The sequence below is a fragment of the Propioniciclava sp. LT432 genome, assembly GCF_059515965.1.
This window is the reverse complement of record NZ_JCAKNE010000018.1, coordinates 74,795-93,549: the sequence shown is the minus strand read 5'-3', so window position 1 is coordinate 93,549 and position 18,755 is coordinate 74,795. Positions and strand designations below refer to the sequence as shown.

Below are 18,755 nucleotides of genomic sequence, written 5' to 3'. Positions count from 1 at the left end.
GCTAGCCCGAAGCCGCCGCGGCGGGCAAATGTTTCGGACGCCGTATTGACCACCGACCGGCGTGTCGGCTCGACTTGGGACGGGAGAGCGGTCAGTTTGCCCCGGTCCGGGTTCTCCGCGTATCGTTGGACAGTCGCCGACCCTGGCGACGCCTGTGTCCATGTGGGCACAGCCGATCCGCACCCGTGGTCACAAGTTAAAGGGAGATTGGCGTGAGCAAGCGCACTTTCCAGCCGAGCAACCGGCGTCGCAGCCGCACCCATGGCTTCCGCCTCCGCATGCGCACCCGCGCCGGACGCGCCATCCTGGCGGCTCGCCGCCGCAAGGGCCGCGTCGAGCTCGCCGGCTGACGTATTCGACCGTCGCGGTGTTGCCCGCTCCGCATCGACTGCGCGCCTCGGACGAGTTCCGTTCCGTGGTGCGCAGCGGCATCCGGGTGGGCAGACCGACGCTGGTGTTGCACGCTCGTCCCACGCCCAGCCCGCCGTCACGGGCGGGCTTTGTGGTGTCCAAGGCCGTCGGCAACGCGGTGACGCGCAACCGCGTCAAGCGACGCCTGCGCCACTTGGTGGCCGCTGCGCTCCCGGCGTCCCCGATCTCGCTGGACGTCGTGGTGCGCGCGCTCGCACCCGCGGCGTCCGGCCCGTTGGACCAGGACTTCGCGTCGGCCTGGGCGTCCGCCCTGGGCAAGCTCGGGCGGACCGCATGAGGGGTGGTCTCTTGTGAGATACGTGCTCATCGGCCTCCTGAAGGCCTACCGTGCCGTCATCAGTCCGCTGTACGGCGACGTGTGCAAGTTCCACCCGACCTGCTCCGCTTACGCGCTGGACGCGGTCCGAGTCCACGGCTCCATCAAGGGATCGTGGCTCACCCTCAAGCGCCTCGTGCGCTGCCATCCCTGGTCGCTCGGCGGTTACGACCCCGTGCCGGCCTCTGAAGCACAGAAGGTGCATCGTGCTTGAATTCCTCGACACGCTCATGCAGCCCATCTACTGGGTCATGTCGGGCATCCTCGTCGGCGCCCACTCCTTGTGGAGCACCGTCCTCGACCCCAACTCCGGTTGGACGTGGGTGCTGGCGATCGTCTCCCTGACGGTGGTCGTGCGGACGCTGATGATCCCGCTGTTCGTCCGGCAGATCAACAGCTCGCGCGCCATGCAGCTCATCGCTCCCAAGACGCGCGCCCTCCAGGAGAAGTACGGCTCCGACCGTGAGCGCTACGGCCAGGAGGTCATGAAGCTGTACAAGGAGGAGGGCGTGAACCCGGCGGCCTCCTGCCTGCCGCTCCTGTTGCAGATGCCGGTGTTCCTGGGTCTGTTCTACGTGCTGAACGGCGCCGCGACCGGCCAGCCGAAGGGTTTCTGGTTCGAGACGAACCTCCCATTGGTCGATTCGCTGCGGGAGTCGACGATCTTCGGTGCCAAGATCTCCGCGACACTGGCTCAGAACGGCTTCACGGTCGGTCCGACGATGTTTGTCGCCGGCTTCCTGGTGATCGCCATGGTCGTTTCGCTGTTCTTCATGCAGCTGATGCTCATGCGCAAGAACATGCCGCCGGAGGCGCTCGAGGGCCCGTTCGCCCAGCAGCAGAAGATGATGCTCTACCTCTTCCCGGCCATCTACCTGTTCACCGGCTACGCCTTCCCCATCGGCGTGATGATCTACTGGCTGGCCTCGAACCTCTGGACGATCGGGCAGCAGACGCTCCTCATCCGGAACAACCCCACGCCCAACACCCCGGCCTTCATCGAGTGGGAGGAGCGGATGCGCGCCAAGGGCAAGGACCCGGCCGAGATCATCCGCTCGCGCACGTCCAAGGTCCGGCGCAAGCGTGGCACCCCCGTCGCAGAGACCGCCGACCCCACCAAGGTCGCCCGGCAGGGATCGGGCGGAAGCACCGCCGTGGCGTCCGCCGAGACGGCCCAGGCGGGCGATACGGACACGTCGCGCGTCCGTCGGCAGCAGCCGACGCGCAACACGCGCGCCAACCGCAAGCAAGCACGCCCGCGCCAGTCGGGCGGCGGCACGAAGGAGTGACACATGAGTGACGACATGCAGGTCCCGGCGCCCGACGACGTCGCCGTGGACGATGTGGACGATGCGGAGGATTCCGAGGCGCCGCGCGTCAGCAAGCGCGAGGAAGCCCTCAACAACGAGGGTGAGATCGCCGCGGACTACCTGGAGGAGCTGCTCGACATCGCCGACCTCGACGGTGACATCGACACCTTCAACGAGGGGGGTCGCGCCCACATCTCGATCATCACCGACTCCGAGGCGCTCGTCGGCAAGGACGGCGAGGTGCTGGACGCGCTGCAGGAGTTGGCGCGCCTCGCTGTCATGACCGAGACGGGCCACCGCTCCCGCCTGATGCTGGATGTCGCCGGGTTCCGGGATCGCCAGCGCGCGACGCTGCAGGACCTGGCGGGCGACGCCATCGCCGAGGTGCGCGAGACCGGTGAGGCGGTGCGCCTCGCCCCGATGAACCCCTACCAGCGCAAGATCGTCCACGACGCGGTCGCGGCGGCCGGACTGGTGAGCGAGTCCGAGGGCGAGGAACCCCACCGCCGCGTGGTCGTCCTGCCCAAGGCCTGACGCCGATGGGTCTGCAGGGCCCCGACACGCCTGACGCCGCGGTCCCTCCGGCCGCGGCGTCCGTGTTCGGTGACGAGGCCGGACGCGCTGCGCTCTACGCCCGACTGCTCGCCACCAAGGGAATCGAGTGGGGCCTGATGGGCCCCCGTGAGGTGGATCGCATCTGGGACCGCCACGTCCTGAACAGCGTCGCGGTCGGCGCTGCGATCGACCCGGGCGCCTCGGTCGTGGACGTCGGCAGCGGCGCCGGGCTGCCCGGCATCCCCCTGGCGCTGGCCCGTCCCGACCTGCGCGTGACGCTGCTGGAGCCGCTCCTGCGCCGGGCGACGTTCCTGACCGAGGTGGTGGACGAGCTGGGCCTCGGCGACCGCGTCACCGTCATCCGTGGACGGGCGGTCCCCGCCGGCGACAGGGATCCGCTGGGCCACCACCACCTGTATGACGTGGTGACGAGCCGGGCCGTGGCGCCGCTGCCCCGGCTTCTCGAGTGGTGCCTCCCGCTGCTGTCCCCCACCGGCAGGCTCGTGGCGCTCAAGGGCAGCTCGGCCGAGGCCGAGGTGGAGGAGGCGGGCGATGCCCTGCGCCGCAGCCGCCTCCGGGCCGAGGTCCGGACGGTGGTGACACACTCCGGAGCCGACCCGACGCGCCTCATCGTGTGCGAGAGGATTCGGTGATGGTCACCAGGAGCTTGCACACGCGTGTCGTGGACGCGCTGGGCGAGAGGATTGTCGCCGGCCGGCTGGCGTCCGGCTCCACCTTCACCACGGCGGACGTGGAGCAGGAGTTCCAGGTGTCCCGGTCGGTGGCCCGCGAGGCCATCCGCGTGTTGGAGAGCCTCGGCCTCGTCCGGGCGAGCACCCGGGTGGGCTCGACAGTCCTGCCGAGCGAGAACTGGAACGTGCTCGCGCCGCAGGTCATCCGGTGGCGTGTCGCGGGGCCGGAGAGCCGCGTCCAACTCCAGGCCCTCACCGAACTGCGGTCGGCGATCGAGCCGGTGGCGGCGCGCTTCGCCGCCCGGCGTGCGTCGTCGGGCCAGGTGCGCGAGATGGTGCGCGCCGCCGAGGAGATGGCGGAGCTCGGCCGGAGCGGACGCGGGGACCGCCCCGAGTTCCTGGCGGCCGACGTGATCTTCCACAGCACGATGCTGCACGCGACGGGCAACGACGCGTTCAGCGCGCTGGTGGAGAGCATCACCGCCTGCCTCGAGGGTCGCAATGCGGTGGGACTCACCCCGGCCGACCCGGCGCCCATCAACCTCGAGCGGCACCTCGATCTCGCGACGGCGATCGGCCGACGCGATGAGGACGCCGCCGAGGGCTTCGCGCGGGGCATCGTGTCCGTGGTGAGCCTGGAGATCGACTGAGCCTCGAGATCGACTGAGCCTCATCACCAACTGAGCCTCGTGACCGACAGAGCCTCGTGACCGACAGAGCATGTGAGAAGGCCCCCGCCGAATGGCGGGGGCCTTCGCGACTCGCGTCAGGACAGCTTCAGCATCACCTTGGACGACCCGGTCGAGCGATCGCCGGCGACGGCGAAGGCCTCGACGGCGTCCTCGAGCTCGTACTCGTGGGTCATCAGCGGGGAGACGTCCACCGTGCCGTCCATCAGGGCCACGGCTTCGCTGATCTCGTCGACGAAGCGGTAGGACCCCTTGAAGTCGATCTCGCGCGTGATGATGTTCCCCAGCACGGCCTTGACCTCGCCGCCGGGCAGGTTGCCCACCTGGACGAGGGTTCCACCGCGCCGCACGGAGGAGATGACGCCGCCCAGCGCGCCGGGAGCCCCGGAGGCCTCGATGGCGATGTCGACGTCCACGGGCAGCCCCTCGCCGTCGGCGACGCGGACCACCCGGTCCGCGCCCATGGCGGCCGCGATGTCGAGGGCCGCGTTCGAGAGGTCGGACGCGTACACCGTCTTGGCACCCTTGGCCTTCGCGGCCGCCACGGCGAGGGCGCCGATGGGCCCGGCCCCGTTGACGAGGACCGTGCGTCCGGCGACGTCACCCGCGCGGTTGACCGCGTGGAGGGCGACCCCGAAGGGTTCGGCCAGGGCGCCCCCCTTGGTGGAGACACCGGCGGGCAGGAGGCGGATTTGGTCCGGGCGCACCGCGCGCAGGCGGGAGAAGCCTCCCTGCTCGTGCGGCTGGAACGCCGCCGAGCCGAAGTAGCGGACCTGGGGCCAGAGGTTGGTGCGGTGGGCCACGTCCTCGGGCATGTCGAACTCGCCGACCTGGGTGGCGGGGTGGATGGTCACCCGGTCCCCCACCTGGACGCCGCTGACCCGCTCTCCGACCTCGGCCACCGTTCCGTCGACCTCGTGGCCGAGGACCAGGGGATCGCGCAGGACGGCCGTCCCCGAGGTGCCCGACCGGACGTACGCCACATCGGAGCCGCAGACGCCGCCCCACTCCATGGCGACCAGGACCTGGTCGGGCCCGCAGGTCGGGTCCGCGATCTCGTCGACGCGGAGGTCACCCGCCGCATGCACCACTACTGCCTTCATGGTCAGCCTCCTCAGAGCATCTTCTGGATCTGGTCCCACAGGCCGAGCGCACCCACGGCGAACACGGCGACGGCGGAGATCCACAGGTACACGTACCAGGCGCCGTGGCCCTTGATGCGCGGGTCGGTCTCGGTCTTGTTCAGGTAGAGGACGGCGACGACGACAGCCATGAGGAAGAGCGCGTTGCCGATGCCTGCGATGATCAGGAGCTCGAGCGGCGACTTGAAGACGACGGCGAACAGGCCCCAAGCGATGGGCAGGGCGACGACGAGGCCCCGCATCCACTTGTCGCGGGCGACGAGGTCGGTCCAGTCGAAGACACCGAAGACGGCGAGGGTGTTGCTCACCTGGCGGGAGAAGCCGGGGGCGTTGGCGAGGATCGTCTTGAACAGGGCGACCGCGGCACCGACGAGGAACACGACGCCGGCCCAGCCGCCCATCGAGTCGGTGAAGATGCGGGAGATGGTCTCGAGGACGGCGTTGCCCTTGGGCAGGAGGCCCTGCGGGTTGAGGACCGTGGCACCGAGGATGTAGGAGGAGGCGGTCGAGATCGTGTAGATCACCCAGGAGACCCAGGCGTCCAGCTGCATGACCTTGACCCAGCCGCGGGCGCGGGCCGCCCACGCCTCCGAGCCGTCGTTCTTCCCGGTCCAGGCGGCGTAGCCCTTCTCGACGCACCAGTAGGTGTAGGCGGTGATCTCGCCGGCGCCGACGCCGGTCAGGCCGAACATGGCGAGGGCGACGCCCATGGAGCCGGCCGCGATCTGGAAGGTCAGGCCGGTGCCGAGGTCGCTGGCGGTCCAGTTGAAGGGCGTGAACTGGACGCCGAAGAGCATCGCGACCACGAGCACGGTCACGAGGACGACGAGGACGGTGGAGACCTTCTCGACGATGTCGTACTTGTTTGCCGCGTGGATCACGATGGAGAGGACCACCATGAGTGCGATCCAGAAGCCCAAGGAGACCGTGGACAGTGGGTCCCCGCCGATCGGCAGGATCATCGACATCGCCAGGGCGGCGGCACCGAGGACGCCCGCCTGGCCGATGAGGATCTGGAGGAACATGAGCAGGCCGATGTAGGAGATCCAGCCGCGCTTGCCGATCTTCGGCGGCACCTGGTCATAGCCGGTCATGGCCACCTTGCCGGTCGAGATGGACCAGCGGGCGAGCTCGATCTGGACCGCGACCTTGACGAAGGTGGAGATCAGCACGATCCACAGCAGGATGAAGCCGACCTGGGCTCCCAGCGTGGTCGCGGTGATGAGCTCTCCGGAGCCGACGACGGCGGCGCTGGTCACCATGCCGGGGCCGAGGTACTTCAGGCTCGAGCGCCACCCTGTGGGCGGCTCCTGGACCTTGGCAGGATCCAGGACGTACGGGTCGTTCTTGAGGGCGAGGTCCTTCTCGCCTGTGACGGTTGTCGTCATAAGTTCTGCTATCTCATGAGCCCGAGGCGCGCCGATGCGGTCTCGGGATGGGGCCTACCTGCACCTTCCCCGGGCGACATATTATGTCGGACGACTGAGACGTAATAAGCATACGAAGGGATGGGGTGTTGTGCAAATCGAGCCACGGTGTCGGTGCGCGGTAGGCTCCGGGCATGCGACCGGTTGACCACGTGCTGCGCGTCTTCACTGATGAAGAGGACCGCTTCGGCAACTTCTTGGGGGCCTTCGTCGACACCGCCGACTGGACGGACGACGCCTGCCAGGCGCGGGCGAGCGACCTGGGGTTCAGCGAGACGATGTTCATCGACGATGTGGCGCAAGGACGCATGCGTATCTTCTCCCCCACCGTGAAGCTGCCGTTCGCCGGCCACCCGACCGTCGGTGCTGCGTGGCTGATCGATCACCTCGGGCACGAGGTGCACTCCCTCCAGTGTGATGCCGGCTTGGTGTACTGCGTGGCCACGCGCGAAGGTGCCACCGTGCTGGCGGATCCGGCGTGGAGCCCGGCGATCGACTTGACCCAGGTCGAGTCCTCTGAGGTCGTCGACTCCTACCGGCCGTGGGAGGGGTCCCATGAATACGTCTGGGCCTGGATCGACGAGCTGAACGGCCAGGTGAGGGCTCGTGCCTTCGTCGATGAGATCGGCGTGAGTGAGGACGAGGCCACCGGGTCCGCGGCGATGCTGTTGGCCCACCACTTGGGGCGTTCGGTGCGGATCTGGCAAGGGTTGGGCTCCCGGATCGCGGCCGGTCCGACGCACACGGGCAAGGTGGCGCTGAGCGGCAACGTGTCGTTGGATCGCTAAGCAATAGAGTGACGTAGATCTTTATCGACATAAGGCTTTGTTGTTTCGCATCGTCTACGTGTGGGGCCGCTATTTCCGTAGTGGCGTGTCCTGGTTGACCCACGATTCCTCGCCTTGCATCCACGGGCCTTTTCACGCCCCGGCTCAGCGTCGCATGAGCAGCGGCGCGAGGAGCCCGTTGCTCTAACTGCACTACGCCCGTGGGCCTGCGCGGGTGTGCGCGTGGGACTCCGGTAGATTGTCACGCGTCCCCTGCGAGCCCTGAAAGGTAGGCCAGTAGTGACCAGCTCCCCCACCACACCCCGGCGCGTCGCCTTCGATGAACCTGAGGAGCCGTCCACCCACAGCTTGGCCCCCGATGACCTGGCCGTCGGTGTTTCACGTGAAACGCCGACACTCCCGCCGCCGGCCTCACCGCGCGTGATGGTGGTGGCGAACCAAAAGGGCGGCGTCGGCAAGACCACGACTTCCGTCAATATCGCCGCCGGCCTCGCGGCTGGCGGACTCAAGGTGCTGGTGGTGGACATCGATCCACAAGGCAACGCCTCGACGGCGCTGGGCGTGGACCACGGTGAGGGCACGATGGGGACCTACGAGGTGTTGATCGATCAATTCCCCCTGGTGGACGCCCTCCAGCGGAGCCCAGAGCTTCCCAACGTGTGGGTACTTCCGGCCACGATCGACCTCGCCGGGGCTGAGATCGGCTTGGTGGACACTGTTTCACGTGAAACACGCTTGAAGTCCGCCTTGGGAGCATTCTTCGATCGCTACCACGTGGACTACGTCCTCATCGACTGTCCCCCGTCTCTGGGTCTGCTCACCCTCAATGCCTTGGTCGCGGCTCATGAGATCCTGATCCCGATCCAGTGCGAGTACTACGCCCTCGAGGGCGTAACGCAACTGTTGAAGACGATCGACTTGGTGAAGGGCCGCCTGAACGACAAGCTGGTGCTTTCGACCGTCCTCCTCACCATGTACGACGCCCGCACCAACCTGTCGACGCAAGTCGCGGATGAGGTCCGGCGACACTTCGCGCGAGAGACGCTCGACACGGTGATCCCCCGCTCGGTCCGCATCGCCGAGGCCCCCTCGTACGGACAGACGGTCATCACGTACCAACTCCAATCCGTGGGCGCCCGGGCTTACCTCGCCGCAGCGAGAGAACTTGCCGAACGCGGAGCCAGCGGCTTCTGACCGAAAGGAACATTCATGGCAGCACCCCGTCAGCGCACGGGCTTGGGTCGCGGACTGGGCGACCTCATCCGCACGACCGCTCCCGAAGCGGAAACGACCACACAGACGCAGGAACGCGACCACGACGTCGATCTGGTCGAAGCGCCCGCCGGCGCCGCGTTCATGGAGGTGCCCGTGGACCGGGTCACCGCCAACCCGCGTCAGCCGCGCCAGGTCTTCGATGAGGACGACCTGCACGAACTCGTGGAGTCGATCCGCGAGGTGGGCCTCCTCCAGCCCGTCGTCGTACGGCGTGTCGGCGACGACTACGAACTCGTCATGGGCGAGCGCCGCCTCCGCGCGACGCGCAGGGCGGGTTTGGCGACCATTCCCGCCATCGTCCGAGACACGGCAGACCACGACCTGCTGCGTGACGCCCTCCTGGAGAACCTCCACCGCGTTCAGCTGAACCCCTTGGAGGAGGCCGCCGCCTACCAGCAGATGCTGGATGACTTCGGCTGCACCCAGGAGGAGCTGGCGTCCCGGATCAAGCGGTCGCGCCCCCAGATCTCCAACACGATCCGGCTCCTACGCTTGCCGGCACCCGTGCAGCGCCGGGTCGCCGCCGGCGTCCTGTCCGCGGGCCACGCCCGGGCTCTCCTGACCCTGTCGGATCCAGCCGCACAGGAACGCCTGGCCCAGCGAATCGTGGCCGAGGGCCTGAGCGTCCGCAGCGTGGAGGAGATCGTCGCCATGGGGGAGCGCCCGGAGCGCCCGCGGCGTTCCCCGCTGACCCGGGCGCAGTCGCCGCGGGCGGTCCATCTCGCGGAGAGCCTCACGGACTCCCTCGACACGAGGGTCAACGTTCAAATCGGCCGGAACAAGGGGAAGATCACCATCGAGTTCGCCGGCGAGGAAGACCTGGATCGCATCTTGACCGTCATGCGCGCCGGTGTGACGACTGAACGATAAATCGACAAAGCGATGTAAAGTCTGACCGACAAAAAACCGATCCCCCAGCCCGTGGGCTGGGGGATCAAGGCTCGATCGATCAAGCCAAGCGGCGAAACTCACGCAGCGAGACTCAGGCAACGAGACTCAGGCGGCGTCCTTGGAGGAGGCCGGGCCGTTGCCGACCGCAGCGAGCCGCGCGCGGACGTCCTTCGTGGCGTGGTGCTCGGCGACGAACGACAAGAACGGAATCGTGCCGGCGAGCGCGATCAGGATGAGCCGCAACCAGGGCCAGCGGACACGACGCCCGAGGTCGTAGGCGGTGATGAGCAGCACCATGTAGAGCCATCCGTGGGGGACGCCGGTCGCCACGACGACCGCATCGTTGCCGCCGAAGTACTTCAGGGGCATGCCCACCAGGACGAGTACGGCGAGCAGGATGCCGACGACCCAGGCCATCACCCGGTAGCGCGTCAACGCTCCCCGGATTCCGGGCACCTCGTCGGCCTCGATGGGGCTGGTGTCGAGCGACATGCTCATGAAGGGTCCTCCTCGTTGCGGCGCGCCCCGGCTTCAGCGGCGCGTCGTTCCTTGACGCCCATGCTGTGGGCGATCTTGATGGCCATGCCGAGCCCGAAGGCGGCGAACACCCACCACTGGAGGGCGTACCCGCTGTTGCGGGCCGACCCCTCACCGGTGGGGAGACTGACGGGTGCGGGGGCGAGGCCGTGGGCCGCGGCGTCCGCCTCGTCGAGCGTCACGAAGCCGGGCACGAGCCGCTGGGGCCACAGTTGCGCCAGTGCGGGCATGCGCACCGAGGCCAACTGACCCTCCGGGACCTCGACGGCGACGTTGCGCTCGTCCTTCACGTCGCCCTCACCGGGCAGGAAGATCCCGGTCTCCACCCGTTCGCCCGCCGGCGGGGGGCTGATCGGCGCCCCGTCCGCCGCGACGCCCCGGACGACCGGCAGAGTCCGCCCGTCACGCACCTGGAAGGCGGCCAGGACACGGTGACCGTCCTGGGCGGGGATCAGCACCTGCTGGTCGAGGTAGTGACCTGAGATGGTCACGCGCTTGCCGTAGATGTCGCCCACGGCGCCATCCGAATCCATGTGCTCGTCCAAGGGTACCGGGGCCTGCGTGGCCCGGTCCTGGACCGTCTTGTTGCCCTGGTCCACGAACACCTGCATCTGCCACAGACCCAGGAACACCATCACCAGCGCCACGACCGCGGCGACAGCGACGATGAGGAACTGCTTCAGGCGGGTGCTCATGCCCGGTCGGCGCCTCCGGCACGCGCCCGAGCGCGCCGGACGAGAGAGGAGCAGACGGCGGCGAACGTGTCGTCCGACGCCTCGATCGCCAGGGGCAACGTCGACGTCTCGGTCATGCCCGGGGCCACGTTGACCTCCAGGAAATAGGGCAGGCCGTCGCGGACGATGATGTCGGTGCGCGAGAGGTCACGCAGCCCGAGCACCTGGTGGGCGGTCAACGCCATCGCGGCGCAGGCCGCGGCCACGTCGGCGGGGAGCTCGGCGGGGGCGAGGAAGCGGGTCTCACCGGCCGTGTAGCGCGCCCGGTAGTCGTAGATGCCCGAACGCGGCCGGATCTCCACCACGGGCAGGGCGCGCAGCGTCTCGCCGTCGTCGATGACCGACACGGCGACCTCCGTGCCCTCGATGAACTCCTCGACGATCGCCACCTCGCCATAGCTGAACGCCGCGACGACCGCGGCGGGCAACTCGTGCGCACTGTTGACGCGCGTGCAGCCCAGCGCGGAGCCGCTGCGGGCGGGCTTGACCATCATCGGGAAGCCGATGCGCTCGCCCAGCGCGGCCACCAGGTTGGCGGCGCCGAGCTCGCGGAACATGTCGTGGGGCAGGGCTGACTGCCGCGGCGTCCGGAGGCCGGCCTGGGCCACGATGGGGGAGGCCACCGACTTGTCGTACCCGATGCGGGACGCCGGACCCGTGGAGCCGACGTAGGCCGTCCCCAGCAGGTCGAACACCGAGCGGAGGGCACCGTCCTCGCCCGCTCCGCCGTGGAGCACGGGGAAGACCACCGGATCGGCCACCGAGGCCAGGGTCGTCAGGAGGTCGGCGTTCACGTCCGCCTCGAGGACGGTGTGGCCCGACTCGCGCAGCGCCTGGGCCACCCGCCGGCCCGATCGGAGGGAGACGTCGCGCTCGTGGGAGAGCCCACCGGCCAGGACGATCACGTTGTCGGTCAAGGGAACTCCTCAGGAGACGTCCGGCGCGGGGCCGAGGTTGCGGTCGGTGTGGACCTGGGTGGCGGCGCCCAGGCCGAAGGTCCTGTGCATCTCGAGCTCGTCCGCGACGGCCTTGCCGAGCCGGCGCGTGCCCTCGTAGATGCGCTCGGGCGTCGGGAAGCAGTAGGACAGGCGCATGTTGCGGCTGCCGAAGCCGTCCGCGTAGAAGGCCGTGCCGGGGACGTACGCGACGCGCTCGTTGACGGCCCGGGGGAGCAGGGCCTGGGAGTCCAGCCCCTCGGGAAGCGTGACCCAGACGAAGAAGCCACCGTTCGGCGTGGTCCACGTCGTGCCGGGCGGCATGTGGGCGGCGAGGCCGTCCAGCATGGCGTCGCGGCGGGCCTGGTACATGCCTCGGAAGGAGTCGATCTGGCCGCGCCAGTCGAAGTTCTCCAGGTAGGTCGCGATCGCGTACTGGCTGAACACCGGCGGCGACAACACGGCCGCCTCCTGGGCGATGGTGAGTCGCTCGCGGACGGCGTGGGGCGCGAGCACCCAGCCGACCCGGAACCCGGGAGCGAACGTCTTGGAGAACGAGCCGAGGTAGATCACCTCGGGGTCCATCGCGCGCATCGCGTCGATGGGCTCACCCTCGATGGTGAGCAGGCCGTACGGGTTGTCCTCCACGACGAGGACGCCGAGCTCGCGGGCCACCGCGAGCAGTTCCCGGCGCCGCTCGAGCGGCTGGGTGATGCCGGTCGGGTTGTTGAAGTTCGGGATCGTGTACAGGAACTTGACTGCCTTGCCCGCGGCCCGCAGCGCCACGACGGCGTCCCGCAGCGCGCCGGGGACCAGGCCGTGCTCATCCATCCCCACGTGGTGGATCTCGGCCTGGTAGGCGTTGAACGTACCCAGCGCGCCGACGTAGGAGGGCGCCTCACAGAGGATGATGTCGCCCGGGTTGATGAAGATGCGGGTCACGAGGTCCAGGGCCTGCTGGGAGCCACACGTGATGACGACGTCGTCGGGGTTGGCCTGGATCGACTCCTCGGCCATGACCTCGACGATCTTCTCGCGCATGAACAGCTCACCCTGGCCCGACCCGTACTGCATGGCCTGGGCACCGCGGCTCTGGACCAGCTGGTCGAAGCTGGCCCCGAGCCGGGTGAGCGGGAGGTCGGCGATGTTCGGCATGCCGCCGGCCAGCGAGACGACCTCGGGACGGTTGGCGACTGCGAAGAGAGCTCGTACGGCAGACACGGTCATCGATCCTGTGCGATCGGCATACTGGTCGATGTACGGGTCCAGCCGCGTGTCGCGGCGGGACGGTTCGAGTGAGCTCACCCGTCCATTGTCTCACCGGATGGAGGGGAGTCCCAAAGGAGGCGACGGTGCGGTCCTTGGTGGCGCTGGACAGTCGTGACCTGCGGGAATTGGCGTGTCCCTGGTGCGGTCGGACGCCGCGAGGTGCGTCCGCGGGCTTCAAGGCGGTGCGGGACGACCGCGTGGTGGGGGTCATCGCCTTCGCGCCGGCGTCCGACCTCGGGGGGATGTACCCCGTCAACAGTGTCGTCGTCCTGCAGCTCTGGGTCCGCCGTGAGGACCTCGGTGAGTTGATCGGGACCCAGCTCGTCCAGAGGCTCGCGGCGGCGGCCCCGCGGCGCGTCCGGTTCGTCGTCGCGCCCGGCACGCACGGTGCGGGCGACTGCCGCCACCTGCCCGCCGCCTGGCTCGAGGGTCGAGGCTTCGTGGAGTCCGTGGCGGGCGTCCAGTGGAAGCTCGACCTGCGCCGCACCCTGCGCGTCCCTGATGCCGTGCGAGGCGTGACCGGCGCCCTCGGTCGGCTGCTGCGCCCAGCGCGTCCGGCCCCGGCGAGCCGCAGCGGACGCCTCGGGCGCTGACCCGGGTCCGGGCCGGGGTGGGGGAGGGCGGACCCCCGAGTGCAACCTCTACACCGTAGAAATAGCGTTGACCTCGTGACCTACACCGTAGAAAAGCGCTTGTCCCACGTCGCCCCCATCGTGTCGCGCTACCGCCACCCCTTCCTGTTCTTCTTCCTCGCCACGGCCATCCCGTGGGTCCTGTGGTTCACCGCGGGTGCGATCTCACGGCAACCGGCGGTCACGCCCACCGGCTGGGTGGTGATCCTCGTCCTGGCCCTGGCCGGGCTCTCCGCGCCGATGGTCGTCGCCGGCGTGCTCATCAACCGCGACCCCGTCCTGCGCCGCGACGTCCTCCACCGCCTGACCAACGTGGGCGAGGTGCCGTGGTGGGCCTGGGTGCTGGCCGTCGCCCTGCTGCCGGGAGCCCTGCTCCTCGCCACCACCCTCTCGATCCCCCTCGGCTACCCGGCCGACCAGTTCCTGCCGCGCGAGGGCTTCTCGTTCACCTCGGGCCTCGCGCCCGCCTGGCTGACCCTCGGGCTGGCGTCCATCCTCGAGGAACTCGGCTGGAAGACCTACGGGACCGATTCCCTGGCCTCCCGCTGGACGATCTGGCGCACCTCCCTCGTCTTCGGCGTCGTGTGGTTCCTGTGGCACGTGCCGCTGTCGACCATCCAGGGCATGTACCAGGCGGAGGTCGTCGAGACCGGCGTGCTGGCCACCCTCAACTTCGGGCTGTCGATGTTCCCGTTCATCATCCTGATGAACTGGCTCTACTACCGCAGCGGCCGGAGCATCCTCGTGCCGATCCTGTTCCACCTGGCGGCGAACTTCGGCAACGAACTCCTCAACACCCACCCCGACACCAAGGCGATCCAGACAGCGATCCTGCTGGTAGTTTCGGGAATCGTGGTGTGGCGCGAGCGCGAGTTGTTCTTCACGAAGCCGGCGAGGTCGCTGGCATGACCCCGAGCCGTCCCACCCTGGGCAGGACCGAAATCGTGGACGCCGCGATCGCGCTGCTCGACCGGGACGGCCTCGAGGCATTCTCCATGCGCAGGCTTGGCGCGGAACTGGGTGTCGACCCCATGTCGGTCTACCACTACCTGCCCAGCAAGGACGCGCTGTTCGACGCCATCGTCGACGACATCTGGGTGCGGACCAAGCCGGCACCCCCGGCGTCCGACCTGGGCTGGCGGCAGGTCGCGGCCCAGACCTTCCACGCCCTGCGCCACCAACTGCTCGCCCACCCGGGGGTCACCCCGATCCTGGGCACCCGTCCGATCGTCACCCCCCACATGCTCGACCTGACCGACCGCGCACTCGGCTGGCTGGACGCCGCGGGCCTGCCCCCGGCGTCCGCCATGCAGCTGCTGGACTGCCTGATGGGCTACACCGTGGGAAAGGTGTTGGCCGAGGTCCGCGGAGGGGACGACCGGGCCGGCGAGGCGGGCGCCGCCTTCGAGGGGCTCTCACCGGAGACGCACCCCTGGCTGGCGGGCGCCTTGCTCGGCGGCTACGGCTGGCAGCCCGAGGAGGAGTTCTCCCGCGGCTTGGACGCCATGCTGGCCGGCTGGGCGGACTCCTAGTCGAGGAGCGCGGCCATCTGGTCGGCAATGATCGCCGGGTCGTTGAACGAAAGCAGAAGGGGGCCGACCCTCGCGGATCGACCCCCTACCGGACGTGGTGTCAGCGCTCGTCCATCGGGGTGTAGTCGCGCTCGGTGGCGCCGACGTAGATCTGCCGCGGGCGGCCGATCTTGGTGCTCGGGTCCTTGATCATCTCGCGCCACTGGGCGATCCAGCCCGGGAGGCGGCCGATGGCGAACAGCACGGTGAACATGTCCGTCGGGAAGCCCATCGCGCGGTAGATGAGGCCCGTGTAGAAGTCCACGTTCGGGTAGAGCTTGCGCTCGACGAAGTACGGATCGCTGAGCGCCGCCTCCTCGAGCTCCAGGGCGATGTCGAGCAGCCTGTCGTTGCCGCCCGCGCGGTTGCGCAGGATCGCGTCGGCGTGCTTCTTGATGATGGCGGCGCGCGGGTCGTAGTTCTTGTACACCCGGTGCCCGAAGCCCATGAGGCGCTCGTTGGAGGACTTGTCCTTGACCTTGTTGACGTAGTCCTTGACGGAGATGCCGCGGGCGGCGATGTCGTCCAGCATCTCGAGGACGGCCTGGTTGGCGCCGCCGTGGAGCGGGCCGTAGAGGGCGTTCACGCCGGAGGAGATCGACTGGTAGATGTTGGTCTGGGCGGAGCCGACCAGGCGGACGGTCGACGTCGAACAGTTCTGCTCGTGGTCGGCGTGCAGGATCAGCAGCACCTCCATGGCCTTGACGATCTCCTCATCCAGTTCGTACGGCTGGGTGACGGTGCCGAAGGACATGCGGAGGAAGTTCTCGACGTAGGAGAGCGAGTAGTCCGGGAAGAGGGTCGGCGAGCCGATCGAGTTCTTGTAGGAGTACGCCGCGATCGTCGGCACCTTCGCCAGGAGGCGGTGGGTGGCGGCGTCGATGCGCTCGTCGTCGAAGCCGATGGTGTCGGTGGAGAAGAGGCCCAGGGCCGTGATGCCGGCGGACAGCACGGGCATCGGGTGCGAACGCCGCGGGAAGATGCGGAACATCTCGCGGATGCGCTCGTCGATCACCATGTGGTTGGCGACCTTCTCGGTGAACTCGGCCAGCTGCTCCTTCGTCGGGAGCTCGCCGTAGAGCACGAGGTAGGAGGTCTCGAGGAAGGTCGACTTCTCGGCCAGCTGCTCGATCGGGTAGCCGCGGTACTGCAGCACGCCCGCGTCACCGTCGATGTAGGTGATCGCCGACTTGCAGACGGCGGTGTTCGCGAACCCGATGTCGAAGGTCGTGTCCCCGGTCTGGGCCATCAGCTTGCCGATGTCGTAGCCGTTGTTGCCCTGGGTGGCCTGGACGAACGGAAGTTCCAGGTTCTTGTCGCCGTGAGTGAGGCTGGCAGGGGTCGTCATTGAACTCCTCCTTGAGGCAGTGTTGTAGCTCGATCGTCACACTACATGTACCTCTCGACATGGAGGTAAAAGCGGTCGCCGAGCAAGTAGTTGACACTTCAAGCAAGTTCCCGTAAGGTTGCTCCTGCAACCAACTTACGAGAGGACACACACATGTCGCAGCTCAACGAGCTCCAGGGGACCTACGTCCTCGACGCTTCGCACTCCACCATCGGTTTCGTCACCCGCCACGCGATGGTCACCAAGGTCCGTGGCTCCTTCGACGAGTACACCGGCACCGCCACGATCGACGGCAGCAACCCCGCCGCCTCGACCCTGAATGTCGACATCAAGGCCGCTTCGATCAACACCCGCAGCGCCGACCGTGACGCGCACGTCCGCTCCGGTGACTTCCTCGACACCGAGACCTACCCCTCGATCACGTTCCGTGGCACCGACTTCGCCGTCAAGGGCGACACCGTCGACGTGACCGGCGACCTGACGATCCGCGACACGACCAAGACCATCACCATCCCCTTCGACTTCCAGGGCGCGGCCACCGATCCCTTCGGCAACCAGCGCATCGGCTTCGAGGGCCAGACCGCCATCTCCCGCGCCGACTACGGCCTGACCTGGAACGCCGCGCTCGAGACCGGCGGCTTCCTCGTCGCCGACAAGGTCGTCCTCGAGTTCGAGGTGTCGGCGATCAAGCAGGCCTGATCCTGCACTGAGTTTCCGGTCCGACGCCCTGGGGGTGGGTGCTGTTGGATCGGACGCCGCGGGCCCCGTCCTTCTCGGACGGGGCCCACGTGCGTCCGGACGTTCTGCACAGGGTTGTCCACAGCTGGGGAAAACTACAGCGCTGTGATTCCGGTGGTCTCCACCCGAGTCAGCATGAGCCAGCGCCGCGCCGGGCGACGAAGCCAGATCAGGCGTCGATCTCCGCGGCGACGTCCGCATGGACGTGGCCGACGTGACCCGCGGCGTCCGCGAACGCCGCCAGCGTGTGGTCGATCACCGCGTCCAGGTCGCGCTCGCTGATCACCAGCGGGGGAGCGAACCGGATGGTGTGGCCGTGGGTGTCCTTCGCCAGGACCTCCATGACCATGAGCCGGTAGCAGATGTCCTTCGCGGTGCCGAGCTCGGGGTTCACGTCCACACCGAGCCACAGCCCGGCCTGCCGGATCGCGGTGGCCCAGCCCCGGTCGAGCAGCGGCTGCAGCCCGGCGGCGAAGCGCTCGCCGAGGACGCGGGAGCGTTCCTGCATCTCGCCCGTGCGCAGCAGGTCGACGACCGCCGATCCGATCGCGCAGGCCAGCGGGTTCCCGCCGAACGTCGAGCCGTGCTGTCCGGGCTGGAACAGGCCCAGGATGTCCCGGTTCGCGACCACTGCGGACAGGGGCACGATGCCGCCGCCGAGGGCCTTGCCCAGCACGTACATGTCGGGGACCACGCCCTCACGGTCGCAGGCGAACGTCGTCCCCGAGCGGGCGAGGCCGGCCTGGATCTCGTCGGCGATCATCAGGACGCCGCGGCGGGCCGTGATCTCGCGCACTTGTGTGAGGAAGCCCACCGGCGGGACGATGACGCCGGCCTCGCCCTGGATCGGCTCGAGCAGCACGGCAACGGTGTTCTCGTCGATGGCGTCCTCGATGGCCCGGGCGTCACCGAACGGGACGTGCACGAAGCCGGGCGTGTACGGCGAGTACGAGCGACGGGCCTCCTCGTCGTTGCTGAACGAGATGATCGTCGTCGTCCGGCCGTGGAAGTTGCCCTCCATGACGATGATCCTGGCCTCGCCCTCGGGGACGCCCTTGCTCTCGTAGCCCCACTTGCGAGCCGACTTGATCGCGGTCTCGACCGCCTCGGCTCCGGTGTTCATGGGCAGGACCATGTCCTTGCCGCACAGGTCGGCGAGCGCGTGGACGAACGGACCGAAGGGCTCGGAGTAGAACGCGCGCGAGGTGAGCGTGAGCTTGGACAGCTGCTCCTGGGCGGCCGCGACCAAGGCCGGGTTGCCGTGGCCGAAGTTGACCGCCGAGTACGCCGAGAGGCAGTCGATGTACCGGTTCCCGTCCACGTCGGTGACGTGGGCCCCCTCGCCCGCAGCGATCACGACCGGCAGCGGCGCGTAGTTGTGGGCGCTGAACGTCTCAACCTCAGCAATGGCGGCGCGCTGACGCTCACTCCGGGGTTCCAGGGCCATGGCTTGCACCTCTCGGACGGTCGGGCC

At 68.6% G+C, this 18,755-nt stretch carries 22 protein-coding genes; 14 read left to right on the top strand and 8 right to left on the bottom strand.

Translation table 11 applies throughout. The annotated features are described in order from the left end of the window. Window positions 1-212: 212 nt before the first annotated feature. Genes rpmH through AC5YDV_RS11605 form a run of 7 tightly spaced genes read left to right on the top strand, consistent with a single transcriptional unit; the run spans window position 213 to window position 3,955 of the window. Entirely contained in the window at window positions 213-350 is a 138-nt protein-coding gene (gene rpmH / locus AC5YDV_RS11635; RefSeq protein ID WP_131168899.1) for a 50S ribosomal protein L34, read from the top strand. Window positions 351-367: 17 nt separating this feature from the next. After that, window positions 368-709 (top strand): ribonuclease P protein component, encoded by a 342-nt coding sequence (gene rnpA / locus AC5YDV_RS11630; protein ID WP_496183490.1) that lies wholly within the window; start codon window positions 368-370, stop codon window positions 707-709. Between the two features lie 13 nt (window positions 710-722). Beyond that, a complete protein-coding gene (yidD, locus tag AC5YDV_RS11625) occupies window positions 723-962 on the top strand; it encodes a membrane protein insertion efficiency factor YidD (protein WP_496183489.1) in 240 nt (79 codons plus the stop codon). Between the two features lie 16 nt (window positions 963-978). Beyond that, window positions 979-2,037 (top strand): membrane protein insertase YidC, encoded by a 1,059-nt coding sequence (yidC, locus tag AC5YDV_RS11620; protein WP_496183504.1) that lies wholly within the window; start codon window positions 979-981, stop codon window positions 2,035-2,037. A gap of 3 nt (window positions 2,038-2,040) precedes the next feature. Beyond that, the gene (locus AC5YDV_RS11615) at window positions 2,041-2,592 is read left to right on the top strand and encodes a Jag family protein (protein WP_496183488.1); all 552 of its coding nucleotides are present in this window, start codon (window positions 2,041-2,043) and stop codon (window positions 2,590-2,592) included. A gap of 5 nt (window positions 2,593-2,597) precedes the next feature. Further along, a complete protein-coding gene (rsmG, locus tag AC5YDV_RS11610) occupies window positions 2,598-3,266 on the top strand; it encodes a 16S rRNA (guanine(527)-N(7))-methyltransferase RsmG (RefSeq protein WP_496183487.1) in 669 nt (222 codons plus the stop codon). After that, complete coding sequence (locus AC5YDV_RS11605; RefSeq protein ID WP_496183486.1) at window positions 3,266-3,955, top strand: FadR/GntR family transcriptional regulator; 690 nt, start codon at window positions 3,266-3,268, stop codon at window positions 3,953-3,955. The genes rsmG and AC5YDV_RS11605 overlap by 1 nt, the downstream gene beginning before the upstream one ends. A 116-nt stretch (window positions 3,956-4,071) precedes the next feature. Here AC5YDV_RS11605 and AC5YDV_RS11600 read toward each other — a convergent pair whose 3' ends face one another. Together AC5YDV_RS11600 and AC5YDV_RS11595 are read right to left on the bottom strand one after the other, a co-directional pair. Beyond that, complete coding sequence (locus AC5YDV_RS11600) at window positions 4,072-5,097, bottom strand: L-idonate 5-dehydrogenase (protein WP_496192493.1); 1,026 nt, start codon at window positions 5,095-5,097, stop codon at window positions 4,072-4,074. 11 nt (window positions 5,098-5,108) lie between these two features. After that, a complete protein-coding gene (locus tag AC5YDV_RS11595; protein ID WP_496183484.1) occupies window positions 5,109-6,524 on the bottom strand; it encodes an Nramp family divalent metal transporter in 1,416 nt (471 codons plus the stop codon). A 173-nt stretch (window positions 6,525-6,697) separates the two neighbouring features. On the opposite strand from AC5YDV_RS11595, the gene AC5YDV_RS11590 reads away from it, so the two are divergent. The 3 genes from AC5YDV_RS11590 (at window position 6,698) to AC5YDV_RS11580 (ending at window position 9,496) form a co-directional block, all read left to right on the top strand. Further along, window positions 6,698-7,351: a PhzF family phenazine biosynthesis protein gene (locus AC5YDV_RS11590; RefSeq protein WP_496183483.1), complete on the top strand. Its 654-nt coding sequence runs from the start codon at window positions 6,698-6,700 to the stop codon at window positions 7,349-7,351. Window positions 7,352-7,630: 279 nt separating this feature from the next. Beyond that, a complete protein-coding gene (locus tag AC5YDV_RS11585) occupies window positions 7,631-8,545 on the top strand; it encodes a ParA family protein (protein WP_496183482.1) in 915 nt (304 codons plus the stop codon). Between the two features lie 15 nt (window positions 8,546-8,560). Continuing rightward, a complete protein-coding gene (locus AC5YDV_RS11580; RefSeq protein WP_496183481.1) occupies window positions 8,561-9,496 on the top strand; it encodes a ParB/RepB/Spo0J family partition protein in 936 nt (311 codons plus the stop codon). Between the two features lie 126 nt (window positions 9,497-9,622). On the opposite strand, the gene AC5YDV_RS11575 is transcribed toward AC5YDV_RS11580, so the two are convergent. From AC5YDV_RS11575 to AC5YDV_RS11560, 4 genes are read right to left on the bottom strand one after another with little or no spacing between them, the layout of a single operon-like run. Then, window positions 9,623-10,015 (bottom strand): DUF3817 domain-containing protein, encoded by a 393-nt coding sequence (locus tag AC5YDV_RS11575; protein WP_496183480.1) that lies wholly within the window; start codon window positions 10,013-10,015, stop codon window positions 9,623-9,625. After that, window positions 10,012-10,749, bottom strand: a complete 738-nt coding sequence (locus tag AC5YDV_RS11570; RefSeq protein ID WP_496183479.1) for an SURF1 family protein — start codon at window positions 10,747-10,749, stop codon at window positions 10,012-10,014. The genes AC5YDV_RS11575 and AC5YDV_RS11570 overlap by 4 nt, the downstream gene beginning before the upstream one ends. Then, window positions 10,746-11,705, bottom strand: a complete 960-nt coding sequence (locus AC5YDV_RS11565) for a D-alanine--D-alanine ligase family protein (protein ID WP_496183478.1) — start codon at window positions 11,703-11,705, stop codon at window positions 10,746-10,748. Before AC5YDV_RS11565 ends, AC5YDV_RS11570 begins: the two co-directional genes overlap by 4 nt. A 9-nt stretch (window positions 11,706-11,714) precedes the next feature. Beyond that, window positions 11,715-13,028, bottom strand: coding sequence for an aminotransferase-like domain-containing protein (locus tag AC5YDV_RS11560; protein ID WP_496183477.1), 1,314 nt, complete (start codon window positions 13,026-13,028; stop codon window positions 11,715-11,717). 47 nt (window positions 13,029-13,075) lie between these two features. On the opposite strand from AC5YDV_RS11560, the gene AC5YDV_RS11555 reads away from it, so the two are divergent. The 3 genes from AC5YDV_RS11555 (at window position 13,076) to AC5YDV_RS11545 (ending at window position 15,156) form a co-directional block, all read left to right on the top strand. Next, window positions 13,076-13,585 carry a hypothetical protein gene (locus tag AC5YDV_RS11555; RefSeq protein WP_496183476.1) on the top strand — a complete coding sequence of 170 codons (510 nt, stop codon included), beginning with the start codon at window positions 13,076-13,078 and terminating at the stop codon, window positions 13,583-13,585. Between the two features lie 75 nt (window positions 13,586-13,660). Next, window positions 13,661-14,533 (top strand): CPBP family glutamic-type intramembrane protease, encoded by an 873-nt coding sequence (locus AC5YDV_RS11550; protein WP_496183475.1) that lies wholly within the window; start codon window positions 13,661-13,663, stop codon window positions 14,531-14,533. Then, window positions 14,530-15,156 (top strand): TetR/AcrR family transcriptional regulator, encoded by a 627-nt coding sequence (locus AC5YDV_RS11545; protein WP_496183474.1) that lies wholly within the window; start codon window positions 14,530-14,532, stop codon window positions 15,154-15,156. Before AC5YDV_RS11550 ends, AC5YDV_RS11545 begins: the two co-directional genes overlap by 4 nt. A gap of 100 nt (window positions 15,157-15,256) precedes the next feature. Here AC5YDV_RS11545 and AC5YDV_RS11540 read toward each other — a convergent pair whose 3' ends face one another. Next, entirely contained in the window at window positions 15,257-16,543 is a 1,287-nt protein-coding gene (locus AC5YDV_RS11540) for a citrate synthase (protein ID WP_496183473.1), read from the bottom strand. A 153-nt stretch (window positions 16,544-16,696) separates the two neighbouring features. Here AC5YDV_RS11540 and AC5YDV_RS11535 point away from each other — a divergent pair, with 153 nt between their 5' ends. Continuing rightward, window positions 16,697-17,242 carry a YceI family protein gene (locus tag AC5YDV_RS11535; protein WP_496183472.1) on the top strand — a complete coding sequence of 182 codons (546 nt, stop codon included), beginning with the start codon at window positions 16,697-16,699 and terminating at the stop codon, window positions 17,240-17,242. A gap of 208 nt (window positions 17,243-17,450) precedes the next feature. Here the strand turns inward: AC5YDV_RS11535 and rocD are convergent, their stop codons facing one another. Beyond that, window positions 17,451-18,728 carry an ornithine--oxo-acid transaminase gene (gene rocD / locus AC5YDV_RS11530; protein WP_496183471.1) on the bottom strand — a complete coding sequence of 426 codons (1,278 nt, stop codon included), beginning with the start codon at window positions 18,726-18,728 and terminating at the stop codon, window positions 17,451-17,453. Window positions 18,729-18,755: the final 27 nt, after the last annotated feature.

What these genes read in the sequence shown, in the direction of transcription:
- yidC (WP_496183504.1), top strand. Translation starts at nt 979, where the DNA reads ATGCAGCCCATCTACTGGGTCATGTCGGGCATCCTCGTCGGCGCCCAC.
- AC5YDV_RS11615 (WP_496183488.1), top strand. Translation starts at nt 2,041, where the DNA reads ATGAGTGACGACATGCAGGTCCCGGCGCCCGACGACGTCGCCGTGGAC.
- rsmG (WP_496183487.1), top strand. Translation starts at nt 2,598, where the DNA reads ATGGGTCTGCAGGGCCCCGACACGCCTGACGCCGCGGTCCCTCCGGCC.
- AC5YDV_RS11605 (WP_496183486.1), top strand. Translation starts at nt 3,266, where the DNA reads ATGGTCACCAGGAGCTTGCACACGCGTGTCGTGGACGCGCTGGGCGAG.
- AC5YDV_RS11600 (WP_496192493.1), bottom strand. Translation starts at nt 5,097, where the DNA reads ATGAAGGCAGTAGTGGTGCATGCGGCGGGTGACCTCCGCGTCGACGAG.
- AC5YDV_RS11595 (WP_496183484.1), bottom strand. Translation starts at nt 6,524, where the DNA reads ATGACGACAACCGTCACAGGCGAGAAGGACCTCGCCCTCAAGAACGAC.
- AC5YDV_RS11590 (WP_496183483.1), top strand. Translation starts at nt 6,698, where the DNA reads ATGCGACCGGTTGACCACGTGCTGCGCGTCTTCACTGATGAAGAGGAC.
- AC5YDV_RS11580 (WP_496183481.1), top strand. Translation starts at nt 8,561, where the DNA reads ATGGCAGCACCCCGTCAGCGCACGGGCTTGGGTCGCGGACTGGGCGAC.
- AC5YDV_RS11575 (WP_496183480.1), bottom strand. Translation starts at nt 10,015, where the DNA reads ATGAGCATGTCGCTCGACACCAGCCCCATCGAGGCCGACGAGGTGCCC.
- AC5YDV_RS11570 (WP_496183479.1), bottom strand. Translation starts at nt 10,749, where the DNA reads ATGAGCACCCGCCTGAAGCAGTTCCTCATCGTCGCTGTCGCCGCGGTC.
- AC5YDV_RS11545 (WP_496183474.1), top strand. Translation starts at nt 14,530, where the DNA reads ATGACCCCGAGCCGTCCCACCCTGGGCAGGACCGAAATCGTGGACGCC.
- AC5YDV_RS11540 (WP_496183473.1), bottom strand. Translation starts at nt 16,543, where the DNA reads ATGACGACCCCTGCCAGCCTCACTCACGGCGACAAGAACCTGGAACTT.
- AC5YDV_RS11535 (WP_496183472.1), top strand. Translation starts at nt 16,697, where the DNA reads ATGTCGCAGCTCAACGAGCTCCAGGGGACCTACGTCCTCGACGCTTCG.
- rocD (WP_496183471.1), bottom strand. Translation starts at nt 18,728, where the DNA reads ATGGCCCTGGAACCCCGGAGTGAGCGTCAGCGCGCCGCCATTGCTGAG.